12 protein-coding genes are annotated in these 16,170 nt (G+C 50.8%); 6 read left to right on the top strand and 6 right to left on the bottom strand.

All coding sequences use genetic code 11. The annotated features are described in order from the left end of the window. Positions 1–21: 21 nt before the first annotated feature. Together cbl and GW590_RS08015 are read right to left on the bottom strand one after the other, a co-directional pair. Complete coding sequence (gene cbl / locus GW590_RS08020) at positions 22–981, bottom strand: HTH-type transcriptional regulator Cbl (RefSeq protein ID WP_169402488.1); 960 nt, start codon at positions 979–981, stop codon at positions 22–24. Between the two features lie 152 nt (positions 982–1,133). Then, a complete protein-coding gene (locus GW590_RS08015; RefSeq protein WP_169402487.1) occupies positions 1,134–2,081 on the bottom strand; it encodes a 2-hydroxyacid dehydrogenase in 948 nt (315 codons plus the stop codon). Between the two features lie 219 nt (positions 2,082–2,300). On the opposite strand from GW590_RS08015, the gene glgX reads away from it, so the two are divergent. Beyond that, positions 2,301–4,577 carry a glycogen debranching protein GlgX gene (gene glgX, locus GW590_RS08010; protein ID WP_169402528.1) on the top strand — a complete coding sequence of 759 codons (2,277 nt, stop codon included), beginning with the start codon at positions 2,301–2,303 and terminating at the stop codon, positions 4,575–4,577. A gap of 47 nt (positions 4,578–4,624) precedes the next feature. Here glgX and apbE read toward each other — a convergent pair whose 3' ends face one another. After that, positions 4,625–5,671, bottom strand: coding sequence for an FAD:protein FMN transferase ApbE (gene apbE / locus GW590_RS08005; protein ID WP_169402486.1), 1,047 nt, complete (start codon positions 5,669–5,671; stop codon positions 4,625–4,627). A gap of 115 nt (positions 5,672–5,786) precedes the next feature. After that, complete coding sequence (smrA, locus tag GW590_RS08000) at positions 5,787–6,365, bottom strand: DNA endonuclease SmrA (RefSeq protein WP_169402485.1); 579 nt, start codon at positions 6,363–6,365, stop codon at positions 5,787–5,789. A gap of 348 nt (positions 6,366–6,713) precedes the next feature. On the opposite strand from smrA, the gene GW590_RS07995 reads away from it, so the two are divergent. The 4 genes from GW590_RS07995 (at position 6,714) to uspE (ending at position 11,478) form a co-directional block, all read left to right on the top strand. Further along, complete coding sequence (locus tag GW590_RS07995; protein ID WP_169402484.1) at positions 6,714–7,523, top strand: mannosyl-3-phosphoglycerate phosphatase-related protein; 810 nt, start codon at positions 6,714–6,716, stop codon at positions 7,521–7,523. A 181-nt stretch (positions 7,524–7,704) separates the two neighbouring features. Further along, complete coding sequence (locus GW590_RS07990) at positions 7,705–8,925, top strand: glycosyltransferase family protein (protein ID WP_169402483.1); 1,221 nt, start codon at positions 7,705–7,707, stop codon at positions 8,923–8,925. Positions 8,926–9,433: 508 nt separating this feature from the next. Beyond that, positions 9,434–10,189 carry an FNR family transcription factor gene (locus GW590_RS07985; protein ID WP_169402482.1) on the top strand — a complete coding sequence of 252 codons (756 nt, stop codon included), beginning with the start codon at positions 9,434–9,436 and terminating at the stop codon, positions 10,187–10,189. A gap of 329 nt (positions 10,190–10,518) precedes the next feature. Continuing rightward, on the top strand, positions 10,519–11,478 hold the full coding sequence (gene uspE / locus GW590_RS07980) for a universal stress protein UspE (protein ID WP_169402481.1): 960 nt from the start codon (positions 10,519–10,521) through the stop codon (positions 11,476–11,478). Positions 11,479–11,658: 180 nt separating this feature from the next. Here the strand turns inward: uspE and pntB are convergent, their stop codons facing one another. Further along, the gene (pntB, locus tag GW590_RS07975; RefSeq protein WP_169402480.1) at positions 11,659–13,050 is read right to left on the bottom strand and encodes a Re/Si-specific NAD(P)(+) transhydrogenase subunit beta; all 1,392 of its coding nucleotides are present in this window, start codon (positions 13,048–13,050) and stop codon (positions 11,659–11,661) included. A 10-nt stretch (positions 13,051–13,060) separates the two neighbouring features. Continuing rightward, entirely contained in the window at positions 13,061–14,590 is a 1,530-nt protein-coding gene (gene pntA / locus GW590_RS07970; protein ID WP_169402479.1) for a Re/Si-specific NAD(P)(+) transhydrogenase subunit alpha, read from the bottom strand. Between the two features lie 539 nt (positions 14,591–15,129). Here pntA and ydgH point away from each other — a divergent pair. After that, a complete protein-coding gene (gene ydgH, locus GW590_RS07965) occupies positions 15,130–16,104 on the top strand; it encodes a DUF1471 family protein YdgH (RefSeq protein WP_169402527.1) in 975 nt (324 codons plus the stop codon). Positions 16,105–16,170 lie beyond the last annotated feature (66 nt).

Here is a 16,170-nt window from a genome sequence, read left to right as displayed (position 1 = left end):
AGGGGCGGTAATTAGGCCACCTCAGATCTGATAATCAATCACCGCTTCGTCAACCTGTGACTGCTTGAAGACTTTTTCTTTGATTTCATTAATCGACAAACTTTGATTACACAGCTCGATAAAACGCCAGACATAATTGCGCTGCAATTGGGCGCGCTTGAGTCCCAACCAGACGGTGTTTGACTCAAACAAGTGTTCGGCATTAATCAACTGCAAACCCCGATCGCGCTGGGGGTCAAAAGCTTTATCGGCCAGGATGCCAACGCCCAACCCCAGTTCAACATAGGTTTTTATTACATCAGAATCCTGGGCACTCAACACAATGTCCGGGTTTAAGCCGCTTTGCTCAAAGGCACTGTCGATACGGGAACGGCCGGTAATACCCTGACGGTAGGTCACCAGCGAATATTCACTTAACTGTTGCAGAGTCAGCGGCTGCTGTTGCAACAATGGATGCTCGTCGGGTACCAGAATGGCGTGATGCCAGCGATAGTAGGGAAACGCCGCTACGGCAGGATCGTTCATCAGTTTTTCACTGGCGATAGCCACATCCGCCTGGCCGCTAAGCAACATCGCCAGCACTTCCTGCGGTGACCCCTGATGCAATTCCAGCCGTACCGCCGGATAGACCGCGCGAAACGCCTTGATCACCCGTGGCAAACTGTATCTCGCCTGGGTATGGGTAGTGGCAATGGTCAAGACACCGGCATCCTCTTTCGAGAAGATATCCGCCAGTCGCCGGATATTTTGTGCCTCGTTAAGAATACGTTCCGCCACCGCCAGCAGCTCTTTGCCCGGTTCCGTCAACCCGAGCAAGCGTTTGCCGCGGCGAATAAATATTTCAACCCCCAGCTCATCTTCCAGCTCGCGAATATGGCGGCTGACCCCTGACTGGGAGGTGAACAACATATTGGACACTTCAGTCAGGTTGTAATTGCAGCGCGCTGATTCCCGGATAATTTTTAGTTGTTGGAAATTCACCGTTGCAGTCCTCTTGGTTTTGCTTGTCGCCCATTGTTACGTTCCCGTGACCGGTCCGACAAATACGAAAAAACCGTTAGTTATGCTTTTTTTGCATATACAGTTGAGCTGCGGTGTTTTCCTCTTCTATGACATTGGGGGTTATCTGCGCCTCAGGCAGGAACAGGCGTCAGCAGCGCCTGACCGGAAAAATGTGCACCGAGATTGGCGATCACCAATTGCATCATATTGGCTACCGCCTGCGGCGAGCGTCCGGCAGTATGTGGGGTCATCACCAGGTTCTGCGTCAGGGTCAGCATTTCTGGCGGCACTTGCGGTTCTCCGTCGATGACATCCAGCGCAGCGCCGGCGATTTGCTGATTTTTTAGGCTGGCAATCAATGCCGCCGTATCAACCACGCTGCCGCGGGCAATATTGATTAAATAGCCTTGTGGTCCCAGTTCGCGTAGCACCTCGGCATCCACCAGCTTTTGGGTATCCTTGCCGCCGGGCGTGGCGACCACCAGATAATCTGCCCATGCGGCCAACGCCTGACGGCTGTCAAAATAGCGCCAGGCACTGTCGGGCAAGGGTCGTCGGTTAAAGTAGCCCACTTGCATATCAAAGCCACCAGCACAGCGTTGGGCGATTTGTGTGCCAATATTGCCCATACCAATCACCCCAAGCTTTTTACCAAACATACCGGGGAGTACCAGACGTGAGCGGTTCCATTCACCGCTGCGGACTTTGCCATCGAGAAAAGGAATGCTGCGGGTAATGGCCAGCATCAGCGCCAGCGTATGGTCAGCCACCGCCGAGTTATTGGTTCCCGGGCCGTGAGTCACCTTGATATTGCGCACGTTGGCCGCTTCGATATCGATCTGTTCAAATCCGACCCCCTGCGCACAGATGATTTCCAGATTGGGCAGTGCAGCCATTTGTTTTGCCGTTATGCCAATAGAACCTACGGTCAGCACGGCACGAATTTCTACGGCGATCTCCGGGTCAAGGTTGTTACGCGCTTCAGCGGTGGTGGCGTAATAAAGGTTAAATCCGGCCTGCTCAAAATGGCTCGGATACCCTGCATCGAGCTCAATATGACTCAATAGCGCAATACTCATAGACAACTTCCTCAACAGTAGTAATCAGGCGTAAAAATGGCAGGTCGCCGCCGATCATAAAAATAACTCGTCGACTATTTACTATCATTGAAGGCTATCGCGTTGTACAGCCTTTCACCCGGCGACGCTGTTTCAATGTGTGTTTTGTCAACAGGGTCTACAATGCAGAGACGCACTTTGCGCATTTCTGCCCATTTATTTCATGGAGAGCACCCGACGATGGCCAAAGTCCCGCCGAAGAAACCGGTCAAACCCACTGCAACACTCGACACCCCCACCCGATCCCAGGCGCAAGTAGATGTAGAAGTTAACGATCAGGGTGTACGTTTGATTTATCCCTATAGCGACGGAGAAAGGGTCAAAGATTTTGACAGCGGCCACAAGACCCGTGTTCGCGAGGGCCTGCCCGTCCCGCTCGGTGCCACCTGGGATGGGCTCGGTGTCAATTTCGCCCTCTTCTCGGCGAATGCCACCAAAGTGGAGCTGTGTTTATTTAATGAACAAGGAGAAGAGTACGATCGTATTGCGCTACCGGAATATACCGATGAAGTCTGGCATGGCTATCTGCCTGATGCCCGCCCCGGATTGTTGTACGCCTATCGCGTTTATGGACCTTATGCGCCCCACGACGGCCACCGCTTTAACCCGGCCAAGCTATTACTTGACCCCTATGCCAAACAGATCGTCGGTGAATTAAAGTGGGATGACGCCCTCTTTGCCTATGATTTAACCAGTGATAAAAAAGACCTGCATCTCGACGACAGCGACAGCGCCGCATTTTTGCCGAAATGTCGGGTGATCGACCCGGCTTTTTCCTGGGCGCGTTCGCGCAAAAATCCGGTGCCCTGGGAACAAACCATTATTTATGAAACCCATGTGCGCGGCTATACCATGCGCCATCCTGCGGTTCCCGAACATTTACGCGGCACCTTTTCGGCCATGAGTACGCCGCAGATTGTCGATTACATTAAATCGCTGGGCGTAACCTCCATTGAACTGATGCCGATCCACGCCTTTAGCGACGATCGACATCTGCAAGAAAAAGGTTTACATAATTTCTGGGGCTATAACACGCTCAGTTTCTTTGCCCCTCATCCGCAATATATGGCTACCCATACGGTCAATGAGTTCAAACAGATGATTGCCACGCTGCATGCGGCGGAAATCGAAGTGATCCTCGACGTGGTCTATAACCATACCGCCGAGGGTAACGAGCTGGGGCCAACGCTGTCGTTTAAGGGGATTGATAACGCCAGCTATTATCGCCTGATGCCTGAAAACAAACGTTACTATATTAACGACACCGGCACCGGCAATACCCTTAATTTGAGCCACCCACGGGTGCTGCAAATGGTGACCGACTCCCTGCGTTACTGGGCCACCGAAATGCAGGTAGATGGTTTCCGTTTTGATCTGGCCACTATCCTTGGCCGGGAAAGCTATGGTTTTGACGAGGGCTGCGGCTTTCTCGACACCTGTCGGCAGGATCCGGTACTCAGTCAGTGTAAATTGATTGCCGAACCCTGGGACTGCGGCCCGGGCGGTTATCAGGTGGGCGGTTTCCCTCCCGGATGGGCGGAGTGGAACGACCGTTATCGCGACTCCAGCCGTAAATTCTGGCGCGGTGATGAAGGCCAGCTGGCGCAGTTTGCCACTCGCCTTTCCGGCTCGGCCGATATTTTTAATCATCGCGGACGCAAACCCTATGCCTCGATCAATTTTATCACCGCCCATGACGGTTTTACCCTGAATGACCTGGTGTCTTATCAGAACAAACACAATGAGGATAACGGCGAAGAAAGCCGCGACGGCACCGATAATAATATCTCCGCCAACTATGGCGTTGAAGGCCCGACCGATGATCCAACCATTAATGAACTGCGACTGCGGCAAATGCGCAATATGCTGGCCACGCTGTTTTTCTCGCAGGGTACGCCGATGCTGTTGGCCGGTGACGAATTTGCACGCACGCAAAATGGTAATAACAATGCCTATTGTCAGGATACCCCTATTGCCTGGGTTGACTGGGATATTGGCGAGAAAGGCAAGTCACTGATCCTGTTTACTTATCGCCTGATCGCCTTGCGCAAGCGTTTTCCCATTTTACATCGCGGGCGTTTTTTAACCGGTGCACTGCACGAACAACTCAATATCAAGGATGTCAGCTGGTTTCAGCCCAAGGGTGAGGAGATGACGGATGGGGCCTGGCGAGATGCGCATGCCAAAAGTATTGCCATGCTGCTGGATGGTCGTGCTCAACCCACAGGTTTATTGCGCTATGGCTCATTAAGCACCATCTTACTGCTATTTAATGCCGCCCATGAAGATGTGGTGTTCAACCTGCCTTCGGTAGCCCATGGCGAAAGCTGGCGGCATATTTTCGATACCTTCCAGCCCGATGACATTAACGAACATAACTTTGATTTTGGCCGCGAGTATAATTGTACGTCACGTACCGTGGTATTGTTCGAACTGATCAGCCAGAGCAAACGTTAAGTAACATTGGCCAACGCCCAGCCAGAACATCGGGCGTTGGCCATCCACTATTCGGGTTTACGTAAGTAGGCTTTAAACTGCGGCGTCATGCTGACTTTAAAGCCGTTCTCTTCTTTGGTGATCAGGTACACCGCCAGATGTTCCTTTTCTGCCAGCGCCAGCGCTTTTTTTGTCCCCAACACCATCAGTCCGGTATCCCAGCCATCCGCTTCCAGTGCCGTGGGGGCAATTACCGTGGCGGAGACCAGTTTATGGGTGATAGGCCGTCCGGTGGCCGGGTCAATAATATGTGACAGCCGCTGACCGTCCAGCTCGTAATAGTTGCGGTAGCTGCCCGAAGTGCTGATACCCATTCCTTGCAAATCAACAATGGCTTCCACGGCATCTTCTTTATCGGTCGGCTTTTGGATCGCCACCTGCCAGGTTTTTCCCTGGGCGTTTTTACCGCGAGAAACCACCGCGCCGCCTACAGAGACCAGATAGTTGCTGATGCCATTGCCCTCTACCAGACGCGCCAGATGATCGGTGGCATAGCCCTCGCCGACGGTAGACAGGTCAACATACATTCCCGGCAGATCTTTTTGCAGATAGGCGCCATTTATTTGTTGCGTGACTTGCAAATGTTGCAGGCCAATCTCCGCCTTAGCGGCATCAATTTGCTGTTGCGTAGGCGTTTTGACCGGCTCTTTCTGCGGACCAAAACCCCAGAGATTGACTAACGGCCCGACGGTGATATCCATGGCACCCCCGGTTTTCTGACCAATACGCAGGGAGGTCACCACAGCGTCCGCCATACCGGCAGAGATAGGCTGCGGTTGGTTGCCGTTATATTGGTTGAAACGGGAAAGTACCGAGTCCTCTTTATAGGTGGAGAGCTGATGATCGTCCTCTTTGAGCTGCGCCTCTATCTGGGCGCGCAAGTCAGCCTCACGGCTTTTGTCCAGCCCGACCATGCTGACACGATAATAGGTGCCCATCGTTTTCCCCTGGATCACCACCGCCTGCCGACTCTCTTTGGCCGGACCACAGGCAGATAGCAGCACAGCACCGCCAACAAGCAACAACACGGGGAGATGACGATCAATCAACAACATCAACAAACTCACTTAGTAAGACACAGATTTCCGGAGGGCAAAGAGTATAGGACACAACCTCAACCCGGTGTTAACAATGTGCCGGTTGCCAGTCGGCACAGTAACAGACCCGAGCTTATCGGCTATGTTTGGCATGTCGTTCCCAGTTTTCCTGTTTTGCTTCGGCAGATTTTTTCAGCGCGACATAGCAAGCACCGGCCCCCCCGTCTTTGGCGATGGCAACACTAAACGCCTGCACCTCATCGAGCTGTTTTAGCCATTTGGCCAGATAGCTGCGTACAATATTGGCATGGCTTTCATCGTGACGCCCGCGACCATGGATAATCAGCAAGGTACGCAAATTATGGGCCTGCGCCTGCAGGAAAAAGGCGAACACCTCCTGACGACAGCTTTCTACCGGCTTGTGGATCAGGTTCAGACTGGCTTGCAGGGGATATTTGCCCTGGCGCAACTTGTCCAGCACGCCCTGCTGCACGCCGGGCTGTTTATATTCCAGCGGTTGCGCACACTCAATAATCTCCAACAGACCGGTGGTGAGAATATTCTCCGGCGCAGCGTGCTCGGCAGCAATTGTTCTTGGAACCTTTGGCCGATTTTTAAGGTAAACCACCTGATTGAGGTCTGCGATTTTCTGCACATCTGCCATTTCTTGAAAGAACAGCAAATCGTCATTATCGTCACTACTACTTTTCATTGCGGGCCTCCCGACGTAGCGCCAAATATGTTGCAGGCGGACGGTGTCGTGATGCCGTTCAGGGGGGAGTCAGGATCCCCCCGCGTTGCTCGACACAGCCCTTAGCAAGAGTTTATAGAAAAAAGTCAGGGCTGCAATATTCCTTGATGGCAGCCCGTAGCCATGGCAATTGCGCCGCATTAACCCTCTGTTAATCTGTCGGTTATTGGCGCAGCAAAAAATGGAAAGTGATTTTGCGTATATACTCATCGTTATGCTACCCGTCAGCGCAGAGCAAGGTGCAAGTCCAGAAACAGTTATAAGCTGCATTACGATGCTTGCGTTTTCCGGGTCAATTAAGGAGAAAAAATGCCTTACCTTGATGACAATTTGCTGGTATTTACCGATCTCGACGGCTCACTGCTCGACCACCACAGCTACGACTGGCAGCCTGCCCAGGCGTGGCTGGACCGCCTTGGTAGCGCCAAAGTGCCGGTGATCCTCACCACCAGCAAAACCTCGGCGGAAGTTGCCACTGTGCAAAAGCAACTACAGCTGACGCACTACCCGTTTATCGCTGAAAACGGCGCACTGATTAAGCTACCCGCCGACTGGCCCGGCAATAGTGACGACGTCAGCGGACATATTATCGGCAATAGTTATAGCGAAATTCGTCAAACACTGGTCAGCCTGCGTCAACGCTATGATTTTGAGTTTCGCGGCTTTGGCGATGTCAGTAAGCAGCAGGTAATGGACTGGACCGGCCTGTCACTGGAAAATGCCGCGCTGGCCATGCAGCGCGAAGCCTCAGAACCTTTAATTTGGTTTGGCAGTGATTTCGATCTGGCGCATTTTGAAAAATGCCTGCAGGCCGAAAATCTGTCGCTGACCCGGGGCGGGCGTTTCTGGCACGTTGCAGGCCGTGAAGCAGGAAAAGGTTCCGCTGTTCACTGGTTAACCGGCCAATATCGCCAACAGCGAGATCAGCCGCTAGTCACCATTGGCCTGGGTGATGGCCCTAATGATATCGGTATGCTTAATGCCACCGATTATGCGGTAGTCATTCTCGGACATCATGACCATGCCATGCCCCTTGATAATGGCGAAAATGTTTATCGCACCCGTCAGCATGGCCCACAGGGCTGGAAGGAAGGACTGGATCATTTTATTACACTTTAATCTATTTTGATGTTTTCGATCATTTAGCCTCAGCCGATGGCGACAGGTGCTACATACGCAGGGGTTATTGCGACAGGGACGGGATTTCCCAGCGTGGTAGGCCCGCATTACAGAAAGACAGTAAGCAACGATGCAGCTTGAAGTAACACGGCTATAGCTATTTATAAATGGAGATATTCCTATGAGCGATTTTTATCAGGACGGTGTTATCACTAATTTTCATAATCTCACCAAACGTAAATTAGAGGAACTGGAGTACGATCTACAGGTTTTTTCCGGCCGCCGCTCTATGGGCCTTATTCTGCCTTCATTGTTCTCGGAACTTGAAGGTCCGGCACTCAGCAAGATTGTCGATGAGCTGACCAAAGTCCCCTATCTGGAAGAAATTGTTATTGGCCTGGACCGCGCCGACCGCGACCAGTTTCTGTTCGCCCGTGAGTTTTTCTCCCGCCTGCCGCAGCGGCACCGTATTTTGTGGAATGATGGCCCACGGCTGACAGCGTTGGATGAGGAACTGAAAAAAGAAAACCTTTCCCCCATGGAACCGGGTAAAGGGCGCAACGTCTGGTTCTGTGCGGGCTATACGCTGGCATCTCGGCGCACAACAGTGGTAGGACTGCATGATTGTGACATCGTCACTTATAATCGTGAAATGCTGGCCCGCTTGATGTATCCGGTTGCCAACCCCAATTTTCACTACGATTTTTGCAAAGGCTATTATGCCCGCGTTGCTGACGGTAAATTTAACGGGCGCGTGGGACGGTTACTGGTATTCCCTTTGCTAAAATCGCTGCAAATCGTTTACGGAAACTCTGATTTTCTTGAGTATTTACGCAGTTTTCGCTATCCACTTTCCGGTGAATTTGCCATGCGTACCCAGGTGTTGAACGATCTGCGTATTCCCAGCGATTGGGGGCTGGAAATCGGCGTGCTGTCGGAACTGCACCGCAATACCGCCACCAAACGTATCTGCCAGGTGGATATAGCCGATAATTACGATCACAAACATCAGCCGATGTCGGAGGATGATGCCAGTAACGGTTTGCAAAGGATGAGTATTGATATTACCAAGGCACTGTATCGCAAGTTGGCAATCCTCGGAGTCAATATCACCAGCGAATCTTTCCGCATTCTCAAAGCCACCTACTACCGCAATGCGCTGGATATGATTGATGGCTTTGAACATGATGCAAGAATGAATGGCCTAAAATTCGATCGCCACAGTGAGGAGTCGGCGGTTGAACTCTTCTCGGGAGCGATTATGGAAGCCGGCTCAGCGTTTGTCGATACCCCCAGCGAGAAACCGTTTATTCCAAGCTGGAGCCGTGTACAGTCGGCTTTTCCCGATATGCTCGAACGGCTACATGATGCGGTAGAAGAAGACAATAAGGGCAATGTCTAGCCCGGTTTACCCTCCTGATGCCCCCACATCTTACCTTGTGCTTCCCCGGGCAGCCTTCCACGGGCTGCCCGTTCTGTTTAACCTATGACGATAATAAATAAAATAATCGAGATTGTTTGCCTGGAAAGGAATAATCTACCGGCGCTTCTTTAGGTTGTGGTAAAGATTTACCTATTAGACGGAAAAGTGTCAGGGCAATCGCCAGAGATTATTTACGCGAGTGATACTCATTTGCGACAAAAATAACATCTGCTATTTATCCGCAGCAAAACTTGTGCTGTTCATGCCTCACCAAATTTTGCATAAGTTAAACTTTTTTATATAAACAAGGTTATCTATTCACCGGCAAATGCCAGTAATTGGCACCCAGATCAAAAAACATTTCTAAAAAAACTCTTTAAAATCGAGGTTTTTTACTCTTTATGCCTTTTGCCACCTATCTGGTACTTATCACTGGCGACAAATGATGTTAAAATTGACGCATATCAATATTGCAAGAGTGAAAGCTATGATCCCGGAAAAGCGTATTATTCGACGTATCCAATCTGGTGGTTGCGCAATCCACTGCCAAGACTGCAGCATTAGTCAGCTGTGTATACCTTTCACGCTCAACGAGCATGAGCTCGATCAGCTCGATAATATTATCGAAAGGAAGAAGCCGATCCAGAAAGGCCAGACGCTTTTCAAAGCCGGTGACGAGCTGAAATCCCTATACGCAATCCGCTCTGGCACCATCAAAAGCTACACCATCACCGAACAAGGTGATGAGCAGATCACCGGTTTCCATCTTGCTGGCGACCTGGTCGGCTTTGATGCCATCGGCACCCTGCAACATCCAAGCTTTGCTCAGGCACTGGAAACGTCTATGGTCTGCGAAATCCCGTTCGAGACTGTCGATGACCTTTCCGGCAAAATGCCCAAGCTGCGTCAACAGATGATGCGTCTGATGAGCGGCGAGATCAAAGGGGATCAAGATATGATCCTGTTGCTGTCAAAGAAAAATGCTGAAGAACGCCTGGCAGCCTTTATCTATAACCTGTCGCGTCGTTTTGCCCAACGTGGTTTCTCACAGCGTGAATTCCGCCTGACCATGACTCGTGGTGATATTGGTAACTATCTTGGCCTGACCGTTGAAACTATTAGCCGTTTATTAGGCCGTTTTCAGAAATCAGAAATGCTGAGTGTCAAAGGTAAATATATTACCATTGAAGATCATACCGCCCTTTCTGCATTAGCTGGACAATCTATTTCTCTGGCTTCTTAAAGTCTGATATCGCCCCGCTTTTCAACCGGATTATTTTATGGGAGTGGCAGCAAGGCATTATGCCTGCGGCTCCCAACTCCCTTCGCCAAGTCGGTGTTTCACTAAGGTAAATTAATCTCTGGTTAGGGTCACTGCGCTTACCTCAAATTTAACCCACTAGTTTATTGATCCTCTTCAATTTATCCGCTGTTCTGTTTCTTCATCCTGGTTTACTCTATAGCTATACCCAACGTCTTAGACGTCAGGGTAAAGATAACCTTATTCAGGATGTGACCTTACTCAAGGTAGAGTTTATCCGCTGTTAAATCACAGATGTTAAGGAGGCTCCCTTGGCCGATTATCAAAACCTTCTGGTAGCAATAGACCCTAACCAGGATGACCAGCCAGCATTGCGCCGTGCCGTATATCTGGTACAACGCAACGGTGGGAAGATTAAAGCCTTCCTGTCGATTTATGATTTTTCATACGAAATGACCACCATGCTCTCTCCGGATGAGCGACTGGCCATGCGCCAGGGGGTGATCAGCGAACGCAGCGCATGGATAGCTGAGCAATGCCACTACTATATCGAAGCGGGTATTCCTATCGATATTAAAGTGGTTTGGCATAACAAACCCTTTGAAGCCATTATTAATGAAGTCATTGCCGGCGGTCACGATTTGCTGCTGAAAATGACCCACCAGCATGACCGTCTTGAGTCGGTAATTTTCACCCCTACCGACTGGAACCTGCTGCGCAAATGCCCCTGCCCGGTCTGGATGGTCAAAGACCAGCCCTGGCCTGAAGGCGGTAAAGCAGTGGTGGCGGTTAACCTGTCGAGTGAAGAGCCTTATCACGATCCACTCAATATCAAACTGGTTAAAGAAACCATTGAATTGGCGCAACATGTTAACCAGACCGAAGTGCACCTGGTGGGGGCCTATCCGGTTACCCCAATCAATATTGCCATCGAACTGCCAGACTTTGATCCCAGCGTTTACAACGATGCTATCCGTGGTCAGCATCTGATTGCCATGAAAGCCTTACGCCAAAAATTCCATCTTGATGAGAAATTTACCCATGTTGAAAAAGGGCTGCCTGAAGAGGTGATCCCCGATCTGGCCGAGCATTTACAGGCTGGCGTGGTGGTATTGGGCTCAATTGGCAGAACCGGGCTGTCGGCAGCTTTCCTCGGGAATACCACCGAGCAGGTTATTGACCATTTGAAATGCGATTTGCTGGCAATTAAGCCTGATGACTTTGCCTGTCCGCTGACCGCAGAAGATATTGAAGAGCATGACGACGAGTAATAGTTAAACCTCTGCCCTGAGGCCGCTAAAGCCTGTGGGTAGAATATGGCAGTTGGTCAGCCATAAAAAAGCCCCCCATCGTTGCTGATGCAACTTTGGGGGGCTTTTCTTACCCGGCGACTTTCAAGATGCGGCATGAGTCACTGCCTGCCGCATCTTGTCCTTCTCTGGGCTATCTAGTTATAACGCGCGCAAAATCCCTTCGACACTCTCTTTGGCATCGCCAAACAGCATCTGAGTGTTCTCTTTAAAGAACAGCGGGTTTTGTACACCGGCATAACCGGTATTCATTGAACGTTTGAATACAATGACGTTCTGCGCTTTCCACACTTCCAACACTGGCATACCGGCAATCGGGCTGCGTGGATCTTCTTGTGCCGCCGGGTTAACGGTGTCGTTGGCGCCGATGACCAGCACCACGTCGGTATCGCTGAAATCATCATTGATTTCATCCATTTCCAACACGATGTCGTATGGCACTTTCGCTTCTGCCAGCAGTACGTTCATATGGCCAGGCAAACGTCCGGCAACCGGATGGATACCAAAACGCACTTTGATCCCCTTGGCACGCAGTCGGGCAGTAATATCCTGCACCGGATATTGCGCCTGAGCTACCGCCATGCCGTAGCCTGGGGTGATGATCACTGAGCTGGCACTTTTCAGCATTTCGGCCACATCTTCAACACTGGCTTCGCGATACTCGCCCATTTCCTGGTCGTCACCGGTTGAAGAACCGTCGGTACCAAAACCACCGGCAATTACGCTGATAAAAGAGCGGTTCATTGCCTTACACATAATATAAGACAGGATGGCACCGGAGGAACCCACCAGCGCACCGGTAACGATCAACAGGTCATTGCTGAGCATAAAGCCCGCCGCCGCTGCCGCCCAACCAGAATAGGAGTTGAGCATTGAAACGACAACCGGCATATCTGCGCCACCAATTGACGATACCAGATGCCAGCCAAAGGCCAGCGCAATCAGGGTCATAATCAGCAGAGCAAAGGCCTGAGTGCCAGTGCTTTCAGCGCGAACAAACACCACCAGCAGCAGGAAGGAAATCACCAACGCGGCCAGATTCAGTTTGTGACGATGTGGCAGAGCCAGCGGCTTGGAAGAGAAAATTCCACGCAGTTTACCAAAGGCGACAATGGAACCGGTAAACGTCACCGCACCGATAAAGATGCCCAGGAAAACCTCGGTGAGATGAATACTTTCCATCACCCCTTCCAATGGAAGGGCACCGTGATCGAGGTAGCTGTTAAAGCCCACCAGCACCGCGGCCAGACCGACAAAGCTGTGCAGCACGGCGACCAGCTCAGGCATTTCGGTCATCTCTACCTTACGCGCCAGATAGACACCAATTGCCCCGCCGATAACCATTGCCAGAATAATCCAGCCGACATGGCCAGAGTCAGGACCAAGGATGGTCACGATTAACGCAATCGCCATCCCGGTCACGCCAAAGATATTCCCCTGCATGGATGTCTCATGTTTAGACAATCCTGCCAGGCTGAAAATAAACAAAATAGCGGCAACTATGTATGCAGCTGTAACTAAACCCCCAGACATATGCTACCCCTTAATTCTTACGAAACATTTTCAGCATGCGCTGAGTGACGGTAAATCCGCCAAAAATATTGATGCTGGCAATCAACACCGCCACAAATGACAAGAAGCTGACCCAGCCACCGTGCCCGATTTGTAGCAACGCACCAACCACAATGATCCCTGAAATCGCATTGGTAACCGACATCAGCGGCGTATGCAGCGCGTGACTGACGTTCCAAACCACGTAGTAACCGACCACACAGGCCAGAGCAAAAACGGTAAAGTGAGAGAGGAACTCTTTTGGTGCGACGTTTGCCAGCCAACCAAAAAGCACGATGGCCACGGCCATAATGATGTATTTGCGCCACGGAGAAACGGGTTTTGCTTCCGCTTTTGGTGCCGGAGCCTGCTGTTTGGCAGCCTGCGGTTGGGCAGAAACCTGGATAGGCGGAGCTGGCCAGGTCACTTCACCGGTTTTCACCACGGTTACGCCGCGCACTACGGTGTCTTCGAAGTCAATTTCGATTTCGCCGTTTTTCTCTTTGCACAGCAGCTTCAGCAGGTTAACCAGGTTGGTGCCATACAGTTGCGAAGACTGGGTCGGCAGACGGCTTGGCAAATCGGTATAACCGATAATTTTCACCCCGTTTGGGGTAACGGTGATGGTATTGGCCACTGTCAATTCACAGTTACCGCCGGTTTGCGCTGCCAGATCGACAATAACGCTGCCCGGTTTCATCGACGCCACCATCTCTTTGGTGATCAGTTTCGGCGCAGGACGCCCCGGGATCAGCGCGGTGGTAACGATAATATCAACTTCTTCCGCCTGGGCGGCAAACAGTGCCATTTCGGCTTTGATAAAGGCTTCCGACATGACTTTGGCATAACCATCGCCGCTGCCTGCTTCCTCTTCAAAATCGAGTTCGAGGAATTCAGCCCCCATGCTTTGCACTTGTTCTTTTACTTCCGGACGGGTGTCAAAGGCACGAACAATCGCCCCCAGGCTGCCCGCTGCGCCGAGTGCGGCAAGGCCAGCCACACCCGCACCAATGATCATCACTTTGGCCGGAGGGACTTTACCTGCGGCGGTGATCTGACCGGTAAAGAAGCGACCAAATTCGTGTGCTGCTTCAACAATCGCGCGATAACCGGCAATATTGGCCATGGAGCTCAGGGCATCCATCGATTGTGCGCGGGAGATACGAGGGACAGAATCCATTGCCAGCGCCGTCACTTGACGATCGGCCAGTTTCTGGATCAATTCAGGATTCTGTGCTGGCCAGATAAAGCTGACCAATGTGGTCCCTGCCTGCAATTTATCGATTTCTTCGCCTTCAGGTGCATTGACCTTCAGCACGATATCGGATTGCCAGACGGCATCTGCGTCTACGACCGTTGCTCCAGCGGCTTGATAAGCGGCATCGTCAAAACTGGCCAATTTACCCGCGCCCTGCTCAATGGCGACTGTGAAGCCGAGTTTCAGCAGTTGTTCCACCGTTTTCGGTGTCGCTGCAACGCGGGCTTCATTGGTCAACCGTTCTCTTGGTACACCAATACGCATAGTTATTCCCTTCACCCTTTTCTTTGATGATGATTGTCATCGACATAGATACGAAATTTAACCACCTGTCGGCTTGTTTCGCCGAAAATAATGACAGATTTATCAGGCCGACTATAACCTACTGAATATCGGGTTAATAAGCTAGACGGAAAGCGCATTTATGGGGATTTAATCACCTAAAGGCGGCATAAACCGCGATAGCACTGCCAAGTGGATAAATTTCATATTCAATTCACTTCAATGTGCTATGAATACGAGATCTATCACTTTCGCTTTGCGCCCTTTAGCCGCTTGTTATGGGCATTTAAGTAAGTAAAATGTGAATAATTAACATTTATTTCACGATTTTAGTGGGCCGGGAAACTTAGATACGTTATCTTCAGAAAAAAAAGTGATCCCGATAGCAATTAGCGACTTAACTCGTTTCAAAAATTACTCAAGCGCTGTCGATTATTACATGCAATAATCGGCAGCTAATCTGTTACACATCAATAATTCAGCATGTTTCAACATTACTGCGCAAGGTGAAAGGATTTTTTATGAAGCAGACGAAAACGATCATCGCATCGGCCGTTGTTTTACTACTCTCGCAATTCTCTGTTTTGTCTGCGGCCAAGGCGGCAGAGGAAATCAGTCCCGAGAGAGCAGCTGCCCTGAAGCCCTTTGATCGCATTGCATTTACTGGTCAGTTTAATAATCTTGGTGACGCAGCAGATGAAGCGTCAAAACGAGCCGATCAACTTGGCGCGGCATACTTCTATATTCAGGATACCAATAGCGTCAATGCCAGCGGCAACTGGCGCGTGGTGGCTGACCTGTATCATAAAGATGCCCCGAAAGTCGGCGATGCTCCCAAGGCAAACAATGTTAACGGTGTGAGCGGCATCAAAGAATTGTCAAAAGATGCCGCTTATGAACTTGAGCCTTTTGACACGGTAACTGTCAGCGGTTTCTTCCGCAGCCAGCCGGATGTCACTGAAGCCATCGCCAAAGCGGCAAAAGATAAAGGTGCCTACTCTTTCTTTATCGTTCGCCAGATCGATGCCAATAACGGCGGCAATCAGTACATTACGGCCTTTGTCTACAAGAAAGATGCGCCTAAACGCGTTACGCAAAGCCCTGATGCCATCCCGGCCAATTCCGATGCCGGTCGTGCAGCGTTAGCCGCTGGCGGTGCTGCAGCCAAGAAAGTGGAAATCCCTGGCGTTGCATCGTCTACCAGCCCAAGCCGTAATGTTGGTCGCTTCTTTGAAACGCAGTCTTCTACGGGTAAACGCTATTCTGTTACCCTGCCAGACGGCACTAAAATTGAAGAGTTGAGCAATGTTACTGCGGCACAAATGACGCCATTTACTTCCGTGACCTTTACCGGCCACTTCAACAGTATGACCGATATCTCTGAAGAATCGGCCAGACGCGCAGCAGATGCAGGTGGCAAGTTCTACCACATCACGCGTCAGTGGGAGAACAAAAGCGGCGGCAACCTGACAGTAACAGCTGATATTTTCAAATAATTGCCCTACCGGAATTGAGGGTCGAGACAGATTCGGCCCTTTTCTCTTCGACAGGCAAAAAAAAAC

This window comes from Rouxiella aceris, from assembly GCF_012933545.1.
Lineage (GTDB): Bacteria > Pseudomonadota > Gammaproteobacteria > Enterobacterales > Enterobacteriaceae > Rouxiella > Rouxiella aceris.
The sequence above is the reverse complement of the archived record's forward strand: the minus strand, read 5'-3'. Positions and strand labels throughout refer to the sequence as shown.